Genomic DNA, 16,419 nt, shown 5'->3' on the forward strand with positions numbered 1-16,419 from the left:
CATATGGCGCGCGCAAGACGGCAGGCACGGCAAGACTATTGGCCCGGCTTCGTAGATGCCATGGCCAGTTTGCTGCTGGTGATCATTTTCCTTTTGTCAGTGTTTATGCTGGCGCAGTTTTTCCTCAGCCAAGAGATATTAGGCAAGGATAGCGCGCTGACGCGCCTAAACAGCCAAATCGCCGAACTTACAGAATTGCTGCAACTCGAACGCGCCAACTCAGAAGATTTAGAAACCACTATCGCATCTCTTTCTGCCACCCTAGCGGGCGCAGAAGCCCAGCGTGACAGCCTCTCGCAACAACTTGCAGGATTGGGCGTTGGCACGTCCGAAAAAGACAGCCAAATCGCTCAACTATCGAATGACTTGGCATCTGAAAAAGAAATCAGCGCTGAAGCGGCTGCGCAAGTTGCACTATTGAACCAGCAATTATCTGCCCTGCGCTCACAAATCGCAGCGCTTGAAGCAGCGCTTGGTGCCTCCGAAGCTCGCGATTCTGAAAGCCGCACCCGCATCGCCGACCTGGGCCGCCGCCTCAATTTGGCATTGGCCCAGCGTGTGCAAGATTTGTCCCGATACCGTTCGGATTTCTTTGGGCAGTTGCGTGAGATCTTGGCCGACCGTGACGATATCCGCATTGTAGGCGACCGCTTTGTATTCCAGTCAGAAGTTCTGTTCAGCGCGGGCGACGCAGAAATTGCGGGTGCCGGGTTGGCCGACCTTGAAGCATTGGCAAATGCCATCAAACAGCTTGAAACTCAAATTCCACCAGAAATTCCATGGGTCCTTCAAATCGAAGGGCACACCGATAAACGCCCGATCAACACACCGCGCTTCCCATCCAACTGGGAATTGTCGGCCAGCCGCGCCATTTCAGTGGCGAAATATTTGGTGGATCAAGGCATTTCACCCACACGCCTCGTGGCGGCAGGTTTCGGTGAGTTCCAGCCCATCGACAATGGCGATACCGACGAAGCCTATCGCCGCAACCGCCGGATTGAGTTTAAGTTGACCGATTGATTTGTAGCTTATTGATTGCGACACAACCCAACGCGCGCCACATAGTGATCCCGGATCAAGTCCGGGATGGTGCGAGGGGGTAACAAAGACCGTCAATCCAAACGCCGCATCAGTAAATGCCTAGGCGAAACGTCGATACGGGTGCTGCGCTTGGTGCGCGACCAAGCAAGCTTGTGTCGTCAAGCCAAGGATCGCATCAACAGGAATTCAAGAGAAAGAATCGCACTGCACCGCCCCGCACTTGATGCGGGGCCAGGCAAGGTCAGAACCTACTGCTGAAACTGGAGTTTCGCCAGTTCGGCGTATCGTCCACCTTTTTCAACAAGCTGATCGTGGGTGCCTTCGTCAATCACTTTGCCGCCTTCAAGCACCAAAATCCGGTCAGCATTTTTGATCGTTGCTAGGCGGTGCGCCACAACCAAAGTGGTGCGGCCAACCATCAACCGTTCCAGCGCTTGCTGCACTTTGGTTTCGCTTTCCGCATCCAGCGCACTTGTCGCTTCGTCGAGCAACAAGATGGGCGCATCTTTGAGCAGCGCACGCGCTATCGCTACGCGTTGCTTCTGCCCACCAGACAACATCACACCGCGCTCCCCAACAATGCTCTCATAGCCATGTTCTAGGCGTTGTACGAACTCGTCCACCAATGCAATGCGGGCTGCTTCTTTAACCTCTTCGTCGCTGGCGTCTGGTTTGCCGAACCGAATGTTTTCAGCAATGGTTCCAGAGAACATGATCGCATCTTGTTCCACATAGGCGAAGCGCTTGCGCAACTCGGTAAATTCAGCTTCGCGCACATCAACGCCGTCCACGCGGATCGAGCCGCCACTAACATCGTAGAAACGCTGCAACAGCGAAAACACTGTCGACTTGCCTGCACCCGATGGGCCAACCAGCGCAATGGTTTCGCCCGACTTCACATCAAAGCTGATCCCATTTAGCACTGCCTCATCTTCGCGGGTGAGATACTGGAAATGCACATCATCGAAAGTTACGGTTGCAGGACTTGGCACAGGCAGCGCAATTGGATTTTCAGCCGCATCGATGCTGGGCTCGGTGGCCAAAATCTCGGTGATCCGCTCCGTTGCCCCTGCAACCGTTTGTAACGTGCCAAGAATTTCAGAAATACCCGTCAGCGTACCCGTCGCCATCATTGCATAGATTAGGAATTGACCAAGCTCGCCAACCGTAATCTGACCGCTTGAGACGAGCTGAGTACCCAACCAAATCAGACCAACAATTCCAGAGGCGGTAAGGAAAATCACAAAGGCAATCATGCCAGCGCGCACCAAAAGCCGCGATGCTTCTGATTGGTAGCTCGCTTCGGCATATTCGCCATATTCTTCGTTTCGTTGATCTTCGCGCGTGAAGGCTTTGATGGTCTTAATCGCACCAAAAGTCTCGGTTGCAAGCGCGGCCAGATCGGCAATTTTGTCTTGCTGCTTGCGCGATAATCCACGGATATATTTGCCAAGCCAAACAACTGGGAATACCAAAACTGGGATGATGATAACAACCGCAGAAGCCAGATAGAATGAGGTGACAAACATCATGATCACCGCGCCTGCCAACATCACGCCAGAGCGCAACACGACGGGTAGCGAACTATCAAGCGCGCCCCGCACAATCGACACATCAGATGTGATGCGCGAAATTAATTCACCGGTGCGGTTGGTGTCAAAAAACACCACATCCATATTCATCAAATGATCAAATACGGCACGCCGAATATCGGTGATCACCCGCATGCCAATGACCGAGATGAAATAGAACCGTGCAGCGGACGCAACAGCCAAGACACCTGCAATTGCAATGATCGCCAGAGAATAAGAATTCACGACGCCTAAATTTTGGGTGACAAATCCTTCATCAATGATGTTGCCAGCAAAAAACGGAATCGCCAAAGCTGCAAAAGCCGCAACCAACAAAAACAGTGCAGTGAAGCCCAATCGATATGGATATTTCAGCAAAAACGGCAGAAGCGCCTTCAAAGGCTCCGACGACTTGGTCCCGCCCTCTCGGTCTGAGGTAAGAATGACTTTTTCAAGACGCGATTTGTTATCGCGTGCCTTTGCGTCCTTCACCTCGGGGCTGGACAAATCTGACATATTGGAAACCTTTGAACGGCAAATCGTTGCGCTAAAATAGGTACTGACACCAATGAACTCAATAGGCGCTATGCACAATCGCCCAGATTCATTTCACCAAATGCTTTGAACACTTGCAGTTTAAGGAAAAGTCGGGTAGAACCCGCCCAACTGTTTTCCATGAGGTGGGCAACAAGTAGGTTTTCTATGCCTTTTGATTGCCCAATCTTAGTTTTTTGAATTGAAGGCGCAACCAGATGAAAAAAGACATTCATCCAGATTACCACATGATCAAAGTGGTTATGACAGACGGCACAGAATACCAAACACGTTCAACTTGGGGTTCTGAAGGCGACACAATGCAACTTGATATTGACCCAAAAACTCACCCAGCTTGGACTGGTGGTTCAGGTCAGTTGATGGACCGTGGCGGCCGCGTGTCTCGCTTTAAAGACAAGTATAAAGGCATCTTGGGTTAATAGACCCAAAGCTTTGCTTTTCTATAGAATTGAAAAACCCGGCTCATTGGCCGGGTTTTTTGTTGTCCATTCTGACGTGCTAAATCAACTAGCTTTCAGTCTTAGCCCCAAACGCACTGCGCAAACGCGCAAGGTGGCTATTTACTGGGTTAAGCTTTTCTTCTTCGGCCACCGCACCGCCGCGTTCCATCGCATCAAGTGCTTGAATACGCTTGTTTAAAGAATCCGCTTTGTCGATCAACGCGCGCATTTCAGCCGGCAGCGCATCCCACATCGGCACGTCTTTGTCTGCCATCTTGGTATTAAGCTCGACGCGGCGCTCTTCTGATTGCGCATCCTCTTCTGTCAATTCCCCCTCGCGCACAGCGCGTTGCAACAGCAACCAACTTGCAAGCTGCATCAATCGAGTGGTCAATTGCATCGACTGGGCTGCATATAACAGAGATGCATCACGTTCCAGTTGTTTGCTGGCGGCACGGCCATCGCCATCCAAATAGCCAGCAGCGTCTTCCACCAGTTTCATACCTTCGCGATAAAGCGTGTCAAAACCGCCCGTCGCTACAATGCGGGGGCCAATGGATTGCGCATCGCGCGGCTGATCAGATTGTGTCAATTGCCTACCTGCCTCAATTTCTTCTTCGCCTGCATTCTAGCACGCGAACGTTTTGATGCCCATTAAAGCGATTCTACATGTAAACACTTAACAAACAAAATTCGGCGCTTGTGTGAAAACAATAAATAATCGCGCGCTGCGCGCCGTTAACCTCTCAGTAACCCGCAAGTATACAAAAAAAGAGCCGTAAAAACGGCTCTCGAAAGTTAACAGGGAGGCGTCGAACAGAGAGTAAAGAACCGCTCTGTCAGACCCAACAAGAATGTTGGATAAAGATAAGTTAACCCAAATTCTTTAATGCAACCTTAACCAGCAGCATTTTCTTAACCGTCAGAAATTTAACCGTATACGTTAGCAGCCTGTTGTTCTTATTTTTTGTTTGTAAGAACAAGAAGTTGCGCGCCGACAGCGCGTCAAATTATTTAACAATTTTGCAAAATAAAAACTGTTTAGCTGTTCGCGTCAGGGTTGGAAAGCATCGGAAAAAGGTTTTTGAACACCTCATCCTTCTTCGCAACTTTCTTTTCTTCGTGCGGACGCACCAACTCAAGCGCAGCTTTGACTCGCTTCATTTCGTCAAACAGCATCACCAACCGCGCATCGAGCTCTTCAGCAGGCATGCCTTCAAGCGACATCCCCACTTGATGTGAAATAGGCTTTGGAATGATTTGATCTCCCATTGTGCTTCACCCTTCTCGCGCTTTTACTCATCTTTTCACATTTGACAAGTCTTGCTGAACACAAATGAAATTGGGTTAAAATCGACCCATCAAATTTTAAACACAGCGTTCGCAGCTGCTTTACTTGATTGCTTGGTTTCAATCTCGGCACGAAGCCGCTCGATCTCTTGCTCTAAAAGTCCAATGCGCACGTGCAACTCATCCACTGAAATCGCATCAAGCGACATACCGACCTCGTGCGACTTGGGTTTGGCAAAGTCGTCATCATCCATTTCGCTTATCTCCCCAGTTGCATTCAAACGCCTACACCAAAATAATGAGCCTAGAATCACTTTTTGGGCAACTCCCCAACGAAGAAATTGTTCTCTTAAGGAAGGTGACGGCCACTCTCATGACTGCTCAAAACATAAAAGCAATCAAAATTGATCACCCTGGCGGGCCCGACGTTCTGGTGCCAACACAAGTGCCGATGCCTTATGCCTATGAAGGGGAAATGGTCATCAAAGTGCACGCAGCCGGTGTCAATCGCCCCGACATTTTGCAACGCATGGGCGCATATCCGCCTCCAAAAGATGCATCCCCATTACCCGGGCTTGAAGTCGCGGGCACGGTGGAACAGGTCGGGCGCAATGTGACCAACTTCAAAGTTGGTGACAAGGTCGTCGCACTCTGCAATGGCGGCGGCTATGCCGAATTTGTCGCTGTGCCATCTGGTCAGGTTTTGCCGCTGCCAAATGGTTGGTCCATGGTTGAAGGCGCTGCATTGCCGGAAACGCTTTTCACGGTTCAACAAACCATGATTGATCGGGGGCGATTGCGCGACGGGCAAAGTGTACTCATTCATGGCGGCGCAGGCGGCATTGGCGCTGCGGCAATTCAGTTGGCAAAACTTAAAGATTGCAAGGTCTTGGCAACAGCATCGAGCGAAGAAAAACTAAGTTACATCCGATCAGTTGGCGCAGACCACGCCATCAATTACCTCACCCAAGACTTTGTTGAACACACCAAATCAGCAACTGATGGCAATGGCGCCGATGTGATTATTGATATTATTGGCGCAGACTATGTGGACCGCAACATCCGCGCTGCTGCAGTGGATGGCACCATTATCCAACTAGCGAACTTGGGCGGACGTGAAGCAACCATCACCATGGGGTTAATCGTTGCCAAAAGGCTCACGCTATTTGGATCGACTTTGCGTGCGCAGTCCAACGAAGTTAAAGCGACAATTGCGCAGAACCTTAAAGACCAAGTTTGGCCAGCACTGGAGAGCGGAAAGTTTATCAAGCCCCGCATTTCAACGTTTGCGCTCGAGGACGCATCCAAGGCACATGCCGCTATGGATGCAGGCGACCACTTTGGCAAAATCGTTCTGACCACTAGCTTCAATGATGAACAGTGAGCAAAAACACATTTGGATTGCATTTTAACCTGTTCGGCGCTATATCAGGGCCAATTCCCCATCAGTATTAAAGTTTGAGGGGCGTGCAAGGTGACCAAAAGCCTCGCACCCAAGCAAAAGAGATATATAAATGGCCACACAACTATTAATGCCAAAAGCAACTGCCGTTTGGTTGGTTGATAACACAGGGCTAACATTCGATCAGATCGCGGCATTTTGCGGTTTGCACCCACTCGAAGTTCAGGGCATTGCCGACGGCGATGTTGCGGGCGGTATTAAAGGTGTGAACCCAATTCAAAATGACCAGCTGACTAAAGAAGAACTAGAGAAAGCTGAAGCAGACTCTACTTACCGCATGACGCTGTCAGGCCCAAAAACAATCGTGCCTCAAGCTAAGCGTCGCGGTCCGCGCTATACGCCAGTTTCTAAGCGCCAAGAAAAGCCAAATGCTATTCTGTGGTTGGTGCGCAATCACCCAGAGCTTAAAGACGCTCAATTGATGCGTCTTGTGGGCACCACTAAGCCAACGATTGAATCGGTTCGTGAACGCACGCACTGGAATGCGGCCAACCAAACCCCTGCTGATCCGGTAACATTGGGTTTGTGCACGCAGGTTGAGTTGGACATGGAAGTGAAAAAAGCGGCGAAAAACTTGCCACCGCAAGAGGACCGCGCTGAAGATTCTGGTCTGCTTACAGCTGAAGAAGCCATGGCAACTGCACAGCCAACGCCTGTGTTCGATCAAGACTTCCTTGACGCTCAACCTTCTCAGTTGACCGAACACGAAAAACGCGAAGAAGAAGAGTATGATGCGGACAGCGTTTTCTCTGGTCTTACAAGCTTGAAAAACAACAGAGACGAAGACTAAAACAGTTTTCATCTTAATTGATCGTAAAAGCGGATCAGCCATCATGCCTTCAACGGAGGTATTTATGGCAGGTCCGCTTTTTTGTTGGCATAAAGAAACACACGCGCTCGCTAAGGAGCAGCACTAATGGAATACGGATTTTTATTCGCCTGCTTCATCTTCCTTTCCGCTGCGGTTGTGGTGGTACCGATCGCCAAGTTCACCGGCTTGGGGCCGGTATTGGGCTACTTGCTCGCAGGCGTATTGATCGGACCATATGCACTTGGCCTAGTGGCCAACCCGACAACTATCCTGCATTTCTCCGAATTCGGCGTCGTGATGATGCTTTTCCTCATCGGGCTTGAACTGCAGCCGCGCGAGTTTTGGAACATGCGCGTACGCCTGGTTGGTTTAGGCATACCGCAAGTCATCATCAGCGCATTGTTGATCGCTGGGATCGGTGTCTGGCTCAATATGCCTTGGCAATCCGCAGTTGTAATGGGCTTGGGTCTGTCCCTTTCGTCAACCGCAATTGTTCTTAAGATCATTGACGAACGTGGCATCATGCAGCGAAGCGTCGGACGTTCAGCCTTTTCCGTTTTGCTGGTGCAAGATGTTGCCGTCATCCCATTTTTGGCCGTCATACCGTTTCTGGTCATCCCCGAACTTGCCGCACATGCACCAACCGACGCCCACGGCGCAGCAGACGTTGTAGAAGAGGATGGCTGGCAGGCTGGATGGCGGGTCGCAGCGGTATTCGCTGCCATGTACCTTGCGGGTCGCTATTTGCTGCGTCCGATCCTGCGGATCATTGCCAAATCCGGTGTGCGTGAAATCTTCACCGCCCTTGCGCTATTGCTGGTCGTCGCAGCAGCGCTGTTGATGGAGTGGATCAATATATCCCCCGCGCTTGGCGCATTTATGATTGGGGTCATCTTGGCCGACAGCGAATATCGGCATGAGCTAGAAAGCGATTTGGAGCCATTTAAGGGCTTGTTGCTTGGCCTATTCTTCATCTCCGTCGGCATGTCGATCGAGTTCTCGGTATTAGTGAATAATCCCTGGCCGATCTTTGGCGCAGTTCTCGCCCTCGCCGCTTTAAAGTTTGCGGTACTTTATGGCTTAGCCGTTCTATTCAAGTTTCACATTGCTGACAGATTATTGTTTGCCACTTTGCTTGCACAGGGCGGCGAATTTGCCTTTGTGCTGTTCCAATTTGCCCTCGGCGCAGGCGCACTTGATCCAAAGCTAGCCAGCCTGCTCAACGTCACCGTCGCACTTTCAATGATCATCACACCAATATTGCTGATCGTCTTCGACCGCATTGTTGTGCCAAACTTGCCTTCGCTGCAAACACCTGACCGCCCAGATGATGATATCAGCGTGCGCAACCGTGTCATCGTTTTGGGCTATGGCCGATTTGGACAAATCGTAACGCGCTTAGTCACCGCGCAAGGGTTTGAAGCGACTTTGATTGATCACGATCCTGAACAAATCGAATTGATGAAGAAATTTGATGCGAAGGTGTTTTATGGCGATGCGCGGAGACTAGACCTTTTAAAGTCCGCCGGCGCCGACAAAGCCGAATTGATGGTCATATCGATCCACAACCCAGAAATTGTGTCCGAAATTGCGCAAAAGGTGCGCACCAATTTCCCACACATTCGCATTCTCGCCCGGGCACGTGACCGCAATCACGCACACGATCTGATGGATATCGGCGTGCATGAGTTTGAGCGCGACACTTTCCATTCTGCCCTACACCTGGGCATCAAGGCCCTAATTTCACTTGGTTACACAGAGACCAAAGCAAAACGGCTTGCCACGGCATTTGCAAAGCACGATGTTGAAATGCTGCATGAAGCATATGAACTTCGCGGTGATGATGAAGCGATGATCGGCCACGTCAAAACCGCGCGCGAATTGCTCGCACAAGTCATGCAAGCAGACTTGGATGAACTTGAAGCAGAGTTGGCAGCTGACAAGAAAAAAGATGGCAGCTAATCTTCTCAAAGATCAAAAAAATAGGAGCACTATGAAATCCATATCTAGATACGACATCTGACAGGGGACGACGCCTTAATTGTCAGTGCGATAAAATGACACTTACCGATGGCTATTGCACGCGTGGCGGTAGACTTCGAGCGGATCGCGATATTTGCAAGTTATCCGCAAGCAGGAATTGGAAGTAGCCGCGACAGCAAAGTGGCGAATTTGTCCCTCTTTTATCTAGCCTGAAAAGCCTGTTGCCATACGGCAACCGCTCAAGAACAAACGGAACCCTGATCCTTGATTTCTTCCCAAGAAACAAGGATTCAGGATGTCAAAACTCACTCAAAACGTGCCGTTCATTTGCGAACGCTGCGCTCAGCAAATTGAAAAACTCTCAAACGGCAGCTATCGCAACCACTGCCCGGCTTGCCTATGGTCAAAGCATGTAGATGTGAAACCAGGTGACAGAGCAAATCGCTGCAAAGGTTTGATGGAACCCGTAGGCTTGTACCACCACAAGAAAAAGGGTTGGCAGATCATACATTGCTGCACCCGCTGCGGACACGTTGGGCGCAACAAAATTGCAACAAACACCGCACAGCCCGACAATCCCGAATTGATAGTTTCACTATCTCGAAATGTCTGGCGCGAATGAGCCGAATGTCTAGAGGTCAAGTCGCCATTGTTTGATGACTTCAATGGGCGAAAACTCAATGACTTCGATGGAATTAAAGATCACATCAAACTCGCCGATTTCTGCACTTATATAGCGCAACACCGCTTCCCGGTTTGCTGGGTCAATTTGCGTGGCCAAAGTACAATGCGGATGCCATTTGCCCGGCAAATAGTTTGACCGACACTTGGCCATATCGACCCGAGCATGAACTTCGTGATGCAATGCCAACAGCCGCGGCAGTTGTATCGGCGCGGCCCAAACCACCATAGGCTCGACGTCAAAGAAACGAATTTTGTTAAAAGTCACGCGCACCGGCTTTGTGCGCCGAAACACGTCACCCAATTGCCGATTCAATTGCGCGCCGGTGACATTCTCATACATAGCGAACATGAAATGCGGCGGATATTGCAATGTCGGCATTGAGGGAGATGTTTCAAAGGCAGACACTTCTTGCCAAAGATGAGTAATCGCACGGGCACTTTTGTTGCGCGCAACCAGTGAAACCGCACTCCCCATAATGAAACATCCTTTCGAGGACGAATTCTGCCAACAAACGCTTGGCCACTCAAGTTCGATGATCTAGCCTGCCATCACCCTACCAATCAATTACGTATTTTACTTATGCCGCTCGACATTACCGCCATTGACCCAACTGTGGTCATCATCAGTTTTTTGGCCGTTTTCATGGTCGCGCTATCCAAATCTGGTTTGGTCGGCTCGCTCAGTTTCGTCGGCGTTCCTCTATTATCCATCGTCATGCCTGTCACCGAGGCGGTTGGCGTTATGTTGCCGGTGCTAATTTGCATGGATATAATTGGTTTAATGGCTTACCGCCGCGAAATCCATTGGCCGAACCTAAAAATCCTTTTGCCTGGTGCCATAACAGGCATCGCTATTGGTTGGATTTTCTTTGCCTTCATTTCAGAAGGCATGGTGCGCTTAATGGTTGGGGTGGTGACACTGCTATTTTGCCTGGATGAATGGCTGCCCTTGCGCAAATCCCTAACGGGTTTGCCACCATCCAAACCTTGGGGCGTCTTTTGGGGGAGCATTGCCGGTTTCACTAGTTTTGTTAGTCATACCGGTGGCCCACCATTTCAAATCTTCATGTTGCCGCAGCGCCTAAAGCCAACGCTTTATGCAGGGACGACCGTTATCTTTTTTGCAGTTGTGAACGCCACGAAGCTGATCCCATATGCTTTTTTGGGGCAACTCTCGAGTTCAAATCTTACAAAATCGGCAATGTTGGTCCCGGTAGCCGTAATGGGCATGTTGCTCGGCGTATTTCTGGTTAAGCGCATTTCCACCGAGTTGTTCTATCGGATGGCATATATACTCGCATTCATTCTGGCGCTTAAACTACTCTATGATGGGATATTGAGCTTCCTTTAGGCAAAAATAAAAGGCCACGAAAATGATCGTGGCCCCGTTTTGTTGATACTCAAAAGATTATTCTATTCTCACCTATTGTCGCGTCTGATTTTGCAGTCGCGATATCTCGTCTTTAAGTTCGAGTTTTTTGCGCTTAAGCATGCCAATTTTCAGCTCGTCTTGAGCAGGCCGCTGCAGTTCTTGGAGGATCTCTTCGTCAAGCGAGGCATGACGGCGCTCCAGCGCGTTGAGGTGGGAAGTAGTTGTCATGAAGTCTTCCTTTCTCTGTATGTACAAGGCTGAGTGTGACAAAAAAATGTCGACCTGTCCAATCAACAAATTGCTCCAATTTGCCGCAATTTTGCATCTACAATTAAATCTTTGTGCAATCATTTGTAATATGGGGTATTTTCAAGGAATTGACGCAAGAAGAATCAGAAGGTTTTTTGCCCCATGATGCCACTAACGCCCGAACAAAGGGCAAAATTGGGATTGGAACTGGCGTCAAAACGTCAAGAACACAAAGACCTGGACGCAGCGATTCACGCGCTGACCCACTCAGGTCAGTCCGATCCTATGTTGGTGCAGCGACTGAAAAAGAAAAAGTTGGCTCTTAAAGACCGGATCATTGAGCTAGAGCATATCTTGTTGCCCGACATAATTGCCTAAGCTTGTTCAGCAGCGCCAAGCAAAAGCGCCAATAATTCGATTTCACCATCGCTTTCAAACATCCCCTTTGAACGCCAAGCAATAGATAGCGCGCATTTAGCCGCTGCCCATTGCAGAAGGCGGCGGCGATCAACTGCAAATCTCTCAGACCAAATTTGCGCCAAATAGCGGATTCGCTCAGGATCAAAGACGATCCGTTGTGCGCCTTTTGGGTTGCGGAATGCATTTGCAAGTTCAAATGTCTTCTCACCAACAACCCCTCTTGCATCAAATGCGCAATAGCCGCGTGTGCCAAGCCGAATATTGTCATGGTGCAAATCGCCATGTAGCGCGCAGATATTCTGTTGCGTTTCTAACAGTTCTTTCGAAAGTTCTCTCGCGCAGGACAGAAGCTGTGCCTCGCGTTTAGGCACGTCCGAAGCGAATTGCAGCTTATGCAAAGTGCCAAACAAGGAATGTAGATCAGGAAAGCGATCTGGCACATTGATCTGCACTGCGTGCAACTTGTTGGCAACTTCAACCAACTTGAAACTAGCTTCCTTGTCCTGCCCTGCACGCACCATATTGCCTAGAGATGGGCCTTCAAGCCATTCCGTCAAGCCGACTTTTTCGGCAACATAAATTACCTTTGCGCTCGCTTGACCGTCGCACAATTTGAGAAACGCGAACCCAAACGCATCATCGCGCATACTCTCATTGTGATAAATCTTAAGGGCTGCCGCTTCACCGTTTGATTGAACCACTCGCCAAATCTGCGCAATATTGGTTTCTTCAACAAACGTTGCATTGGATAAGTTCAATTCATCTAAAATGCTCATATGGGTTGAAAGCTTCGTTTGCATAAGCAATTCGATAGCACATCAACTCAGAGCCGCAAGATTGATTGGTTGAATCAAGGCAAATTGCACCAATTAGACTTTACGCCACTTGCTCAAACCCCAAAGGTAGGGTAAACGCCCTTTTTGACGTAACGCGAGAGGGCACCACATGCCTTTAAACCCGCCAATTGCCATCGTCATGGGCAGTCAGTCTGACTGGGCCACAATGTGCCATGCTGCCGAGACACTCGATCAACTCGAAATCGCTTATGAAGCACGCATCGTTTCTGCGCACCGCACGCCAGACCGCATGTATGACTTTGCAAAATCAGCCGCAGACGATGGGTTTAAAACCATCATCGCCGGCGCTGGCGGCGCCGCGCACCTGCCGGGCATGATTGCAGCATTGACCCACCTCCCTGTGTTTGGCGTTCCCGTGGAAAGCCGCACCATGAAAGGTTTGGACAGTCTTTATTCGATCGTTCAGATGCCAGCAGGGATCCCCGTTGGCACATTAGCCATCGGCAAAGCAGGTGCAACCAACGCCGCATTGCTAGCCGCCGCTGTGCTTGGCATTTCTGACGAAGAAGCGCGTAAAAACTTGATTGCCTATCGTGAAAACAGAACAGCTCAAGTCAAAGAGTTTCCGGTTGATGACGAATAAACTAGCCGTTGGTGCAACAATTGGAATTCTGGGTGGTGGACAACTTGGCCGCATGATGGCCCTTGCAGCACATCGTTTGGGGCTAAAAAGCCACATCTATTGTCCTGATGCACAAAGCCCTGCATTTGATGTGACACCGCTAAAGACGGTTGCTGCATATGAAGATATCGCAGCGCTAAGCGACTTTGCTCAACAAGTTGACTGTGTCACTTACGAGTTCGAAAACGTGCCTGCAGCCACCGCTGCCGCTATTACCGAAGTTGGCACCAACTTGTTTCCTTCAGCAAAAGCACTTGAAATCTCTCAAGACCGCTTGGTTGAAAAACGCTTCATCTCAACAGTTGGTATTGAAGTCGCCCCTTTTGCAAAGGTCGACAGCCAAGCCGAACTTGTTTCCGCTGTTCAAAAAATTGGACTTCCTGCCGTCTTAAAGACCCGCCGTTTTGGCTATGACGGCAAAGGCCAAACCATGTTGAAAACCGAGGCGGATATCCAAACCGCGTTTGCAACGATTGGGGAACAGCCCGCAATTTTGGAGGGCTTTGTCCCCTTCGAAAAAGAAATTTCTGTCATCATCGCCCGCGATCAAGCTGGCCATGTTGCAGCATATGATCCGGCAGAAAACGTCCACAAGGATCATATTCTTAAGACATCAACGGTGCCAGGCAACATTACAGTCGCACAAGGTGACACAGCAAAGTCGATAGCCGAGCAGCTGATCATTGCGCTCGACTATGTTGGCGTGCTCGGTGTTGAGTTTTTCGTTGTAAAAACAGAAAATGGCACTCAATTTGTGGTCAATGAAATTGCACCGCGCGTGCACAATTCCGGCCATTGGACAGAAGCTGCCTGCCTTGTTGACCAATTTGAACAGCACATCCGCGCTGTCGCTGGCTGGGACTTGGGTAGCCCAGAACGCCATTCAAATGTCGTGATGGAAAACCTTATCGGTGATGAAATCACAGCGGGAATGAATACCACAGAATCGAATGCTCAAGTGCATCATTACGGCAAATCTGAAATCCGTGCTGGTCGCAAGATGGGGCATATCAACCGGATTTTTGCCAAAAAAGACGCTCCCTAAGCCCAATTTTGTGCACTTTTGGTGTGTGACCCGCTAGACAAGCCACCTCAGTTTTGGTATTCACCCACCCAACGCTTGGCTGGTTCCGCTGGCCGAAGCGCAATTGGCTTTTTGTCAAATGCGCATTGAAAATCTGGTTTAACTCTTTTGAAGGTGGTGTGCCGCGTGCAAGTAGTCGTTCGCGATAACAATGTAGATCAAGCTCTTCGGGCTTTGAAAAAGAAACTTCAACGCGAAGGTGTATTTCGTGAAATGAAGCTTCGTAACTACTATGAAAAGCCTTCTGAGAAGAAAGCTCGTCAGAAAGCAGAAGCTGTTCGTCGTGCCCGCAAATTGGCCCGCAAGCGTATGCAGCGTGAAGGTTTGGTTGCTGGTCGTCGCTAAGACGCGCACCGCTTCAACGCAAACAGAATTAAAAAACGCCGCTGACCATTTCAGCGGCGTTTTTGTGTTTGAATAAAGCTAGTCCAGAGCTTATTGCGCTTCCGCCTCTTCTTTCAGCACTGTTTCCAAAGCTTCTTTGAAAACCTCATCGGGTTGCGCGCCGGACAATCCATATTTGTTGCCGAGTATGAAAAATGGCACACCTTGGATTCCTTTCTGAGACGCACTGGTCGCTGCCTTTTCGACTTCCATTTGCAAGTCGTCGCGCGTGACCAGGGCCATTACTTCTTCGCGTGTGAACCCGTTCGCCATGCCAATTTCAACCAGCACTTCCGGGTCAGAAATATTGAGCGCATCAACATAACAGGCTTTGCTCATCGCCATCGACATCTCATGCTGCGTGCCTTTAGATTCTGCCGCCGCGATTAGCACTTGAGCTGCCTGAGAAGGATAGCGCATCTTTTGCTTGCGCATATCCAATTCAAGGCCGGACTTTTTTGCCTCTTCTTCAAGCCTATCCCACATCGGTGCTGGGTCGGTGCCATATTTGCGACGCAACATAGTTTCGCTGTCCTCACCTTCTTTAATTGCATTCGCATCCAACAAATAAGGGTGGTGAAAAATCGAAACCTTGGTGTCGTCAGGCAGTGCTGCAACGGCGTTATTCAGCCGGTGCAGCCCCACAAGACACCATGGGCATACGGGATCAGAAAAGATGTCAATTCGGAGTTCAGGCAAGTCACAATCCTTTAGTTAGCTTTTTGCTATGCTAGCGAAGCGACCATGACACCACAACTCACAGCTTAGCGAGCAAGTGCCTGTTCGTAAAATGGCTGCACCTGATCCCAAATTCGATTGGCCCACAAATTGTCGTGGTCTGCGCCGTCAACAATCCATTTCTGTTTTGGGCTAGTGACGATGTCAAACAGACGGTGTCCGTGTTCAACTGGAATCACATCGTCTGCTGTGCCATGGCCAATGAAAACGGGCTCTTCAACCGACTTCATCCACTCGCGCGAAGGAAAATGGTCTTGCATAACCAAATTCACAAGCAAATAGGGATAACGTTCTTTCGCCACATCAACGGTCGCGGTGTATGGAGATTCAAGCGCCAAAGCGACCGCTTCGCGTTCCGAGGCCACATAGGTTGCAACCCCAGAGCCAAGCGAGCGTCCCCACAACAAAATTTGTTCGTCGTGCATCGCCACCCAGTCAAATGCCGCCAATGCATCTTGCAAGATGTTTGTTTGGTTCAATTCACCAGGCGAACCAGGAAACCCGCGATAATCAAGCGACAAGAACCCGTAACCGTCCGCCATGAACTGCGTGAAGCGCTCATGTTCGCGTGTAAACGAGCCAGTATTGCCCCGATAATAAATGATCGTTGGCTTGCCTTGCGTTGAAGGCGCATACCACGCATGTAACTGTTTATCATTGCCGGTTGGTATTTTGACAACTTGTACATCTTCGATTCCCAACTCACTTGGGATTAGCGTTGTACCACTCACATTATATTGCAAGCTACGCTGAAAGAAGAACATGTACGCGTGGGCGGCCAGGTACAACACCAACACAAGCGCCAAAAGCCATTTGGCGACAGTCACAAATCTCAATGACATAAATTATATCCTTA

General features: G+C 49.8%; 20 protein-coding genes. 11 read left to right on the plus strand and 9 right to left on the minus strand.

Annotation, left to right across the window (positions count from 1 at the left end; genetic code table 11):
• Positions 1-3 precede the first annotated feature (3 nt).
• Positions 4-1,020 carry a peptidoglycan -binding protein gene (locus QQL65_RS02600; RefSeq protein WP_284361813.1) on the plus strand — a complete coding sequence of 339 codons (1,017 nt, stop codon included), beginning with the start codon at positions 4-6 and terminating at the stop codon, positions 1,018-1,020.
• A 269-nt stretch (positions 1,021-1,289) separates the two neighbouring features.
• On the opposite strand, the gene QQL65_RS02605 is transcribed toward QQL65_RS02600, so the two are convergent.
• A complete protein-coding gene (locus QQL65_RS02605; protein WP_284361815.1) occupies positions 1,290-3,128 on the minus strand; it encodes an ABC transporter transmembrane domain-containing protein in 1,839 nt (612 codons plus the stop codon).
• Positions 3,129-3,364: 236 nt separating this feature from the next.
• Between QQL65_RS02605 and rpmE the strand changes: the two genes are divergently transcribed.
• Positions 3,365-3,586: a 50S ribosomal protein L31 gene (gene rpmE, locus QQL65_RS02610; protein WP_284361817.1), complete on the plus strand. Its 222-nt coding sequence runs from the start codon at positions 3,365-3,367 to the stop codon at positions 3,584-3,586.
• Between the two features lie 88 nt (positions 3,587-3,674).
• On the opposite strand, the gene rcdA is transcribed toward rpmE, so the two are convergent.
• The 3 genes from rcdA to QQL65_RS02625 form a co-directional block, all read right to left on the minus strand.
• Positions 3,675-4,199 carry a protease adaptor protein RcdA gene (gene rcdA, locus QQL65_RS02615; protein ID WP_284361819.1) on the minus strand — a complete coding sequence of 175 codons (525 nt, stop codon included), beginning with the start codon at positions 4,197-4,199 and terminating at the stop codon, positions 3,675-3,677.
• 449 nt (positions 4,200-4,648) lie between these two features.
• A complete protein-coding gene (locus QQL65_RS02620) occupies positions 4,649-4,879 on the minus strand; it encodes a hypothetical protein (protein WP_284361821.1) in 231 nt (76 codons plus the stop codon).
• A gap of 89 nt (positions 4,880-4,968) precedes the next feature.
• Entirely contained in the window at positions 4,969-5,151 is a 183-nt protein-coding gene (locus QQL65_RS02625) for a DUF1192 domain-containing protein (RefSeq protein WP_284361823.1), read from the minus strand.
• A gap of 119 nt (positions 5,152-5,270) precedes the next feature.
• Here QQL65_RS02625 and QQL65_RS02630 point away from each other — a divergent pair, with 119 nt between their 5' ends.
• The 4 genes from QQL65_RS02630 to QQL65_RS16560 all read left to right on the plus strand — a co-directional run bounded on the left by QQL65_RS02630 (position 5,271) and on the right by QQL65_RS16560 (position 9,775).
• On the plus strand, positions 5,271-6,281 hold the full coding sequence (locus tag QQL65_RS02630; RefSeq protein ID WP_284361825.1) for an NAD(P)H-quinone oxidoreductase: 1,011 nt from the start codon (positions 5,271-5,273) through the stop codon (positions 6,279-6,281).
• A 130-nt stretch (positions 6,282-6,411) separates the two neighbouring features.
• The gene (locus QQL65_RS02635; protein ID WP_284361826.1) at positions 6,412-7,149 is read left to right on the plus strand and encodes a DUF1013 domain-containing protein; all 738 of its coding nucleotides are present in this window, start codon (positions 6,412-6,414) and stop codon (positions 7,147-7,149) included.
• A gap of 126 nt (positions 7,150-7,275) precedes the next feature.
• Positions 7,276-9,132, plus strand: a complete 1,857-nt coding sequence (locus QQL65_RS02640; RefSeq protein ID WP_284361829.1) for a monovalent cation:proton antiporter-2 (CPA2) family protein — start codon at positions 7,276-7,278, stop codon at positions 9,130-9,132.
• Between the two features lie 316 nt (positions 9,133-9,448).
• On the plus strand, positions 9,449-9,775 hold the full coding sequence (locus tag QQL65_RS16560; protein ID WP_379863105.1) for an RNHCP domain-containing protein: 327 nt from the start codon (positions 9,449-9,451) through the stop codon (positions 9,773-9,775).
• Between the two features lie 9 nt (positions 9,776-9,784).
• Here QQL65_RS16560 and QQL65_RS02645 read toward each other — a convergent pair whose 3' ends face one another.
• Complete coding sequence (locus QQL65_RS02645; RefSeq protein WP_284361831.1) at positions 9,785-10,312, minus strand: 2'-5' RNA ligase family protein; 528 nt, start codon at positions 10,310-10,312, stop codon at positions 9,785-9,787.
• A 105-nt stretch (positions 10,313-10,417) separates the two neighbouring features.
• On the opposite strand from QQL65_RS02645, the gene QQL65_RS02650 reads away from it, so the two are divergent.
• Complete coding sequence (locus QQL65_RS02650) at positions 10,418-11,188, plus strand: sulfite exporter TauE/SafE family protein (protein ID WP_284361832.1); 771 nt, start codon at positions 10,418-10,420, stop codon at positions 11,186-11,188.
• 72 nt (positions 11,189-11,260) lie between these two features.
• Here QQL65_RS02650 and QQL65_RS02655 read toward each other — a convergent pair whose 3' ends face one another.
• The gene (locus tag QQL65_RS02655) at positions 11,261-11,437 is read right to left on the minus strand and encodes a YdcH family protein (RefSeq protein ID WP_284361834.1); all 177 of its coding nucleotides are present in this window, start codon (positions 11,435-11,437) and stop codon (positions 11,261-11,263) included.
• A gap of 183 nt (positions 11,438-11,620) precedes the next feature.
• On the opposite strand from QQL65_RS02655, the gene QQL65_RS02660 reads away from it, so the two are divergent.
• Entirely contained in the window at positions 11,621-11,836 is a 216-nt protein-coding gene (locus QQL65_RS02660) for a YdcH family protein (protein ID WP_284361836.1), read from the plus strand.
• Here the strand turns inward: QQL65_RS02660 and QQL65_RS02665 are convergent.
• A complete protein-coding gene (locus QQL65_RS02665) occupies positions 11,833-12,678 on the minus strand; it encodes an aminoglycoside phosphotransferase family protein (RefSeq protein ID WP_284361839.1) in 846 nt (281 codons plus the stop codon). The two genes, QQL65_RS02660 and QQL65_RS02665, sit on opposite strands and share 4 nt — an antisense overlap.
• Before the next feature lie 145 nt (positions 12,679-12,823).
• Here QQL65_RS02665 and purE point away from each other — a divergent pair, with 145 nt between their 5' ends.
• The 3 genes from purE (at position 12,824) to rpsU (ending at position 14,786) form a co-directional block, all read left to right on the plus strand.
• Positions 12,824-13,318: a 5-(carboxyamino)imidazole ribonucleotide mutase gene (gene purE / locus QQL65_RS02670; protein WP_284361841.1), complete on the plus strand. Its 495-nt coding sequence runs from the start codon at positions 12,824-12,826 to the stop codon at positions 13,316-13,318.
• Positions 13,308-14,402, plus strand: a complete 1,095-nt coding sequence (locus tag QQL65_RS02675; protein ID WP_284361843.1) for a 5-(carboxyamino)imidazole ribonucleotide synthase — start codon at positions 13,308-13,310, stop codon at positions 14,400-14,402. Before purE ends, QQL65_RS02675 begins: the two co-directional genes overlap by 11 nt.
• Before the next feature lie 147 nt (positions 14,403-14,549).
• Entirely contained in the window at positions 14,550-14,786 is a 237-nt protein-coding gene (gene rpsU, locus QQL65_RS02680) for a 30S ribosomal protein S21 (protein WP_284361845.1), read from the plus strand.
• Between the two features lie 90 nt (positions 14,787-14,876).
• On the opposite strand, the gene QQL65_RS02685 is transcribed toward rpsU, so the two are convergent.
• Together QQL65_RS02685 and QQL65_RS02690 are read right to left on the minus strand one after the other, a co-directional pair.
• Positions 14,877-15,524 carry a DsbA family oxidoreductase gene (locus QQL65_RS02685; protein WP_284361848.1) on the minus strand — a complete coding sequence of 216 codons (648 nt, stop codon included), beginning with the start codon at positions 15,522-15,524 and terminating at the stop codon, positions 14,877-14,879.
• A 65-nt stretch (positions 15,525-15,589) separates the two neighbouring features.
• Complete coding sequence (locus tag QQL65_RS02690) at positions 15,590-16,405, minus strand: alpha/beta hydrolase (protein WP_284361850.1); 816 nt, start codon at positions 16,403-16,405, stop codon at positions 15,590-15,592.
• Positions 16,406-16,419: the final 14 nt, after the last annotated feature.

It is taken from the genome of Maritalea porphyrae, from assembly GCF_030159895.1.
GTDB classification, from domain to species: Bacteria; Pseudomonadota; Alphaproteobacteria; order Rhizobiales; family Devosiaceae; genus Maritalea; species Maritalea porphyrae.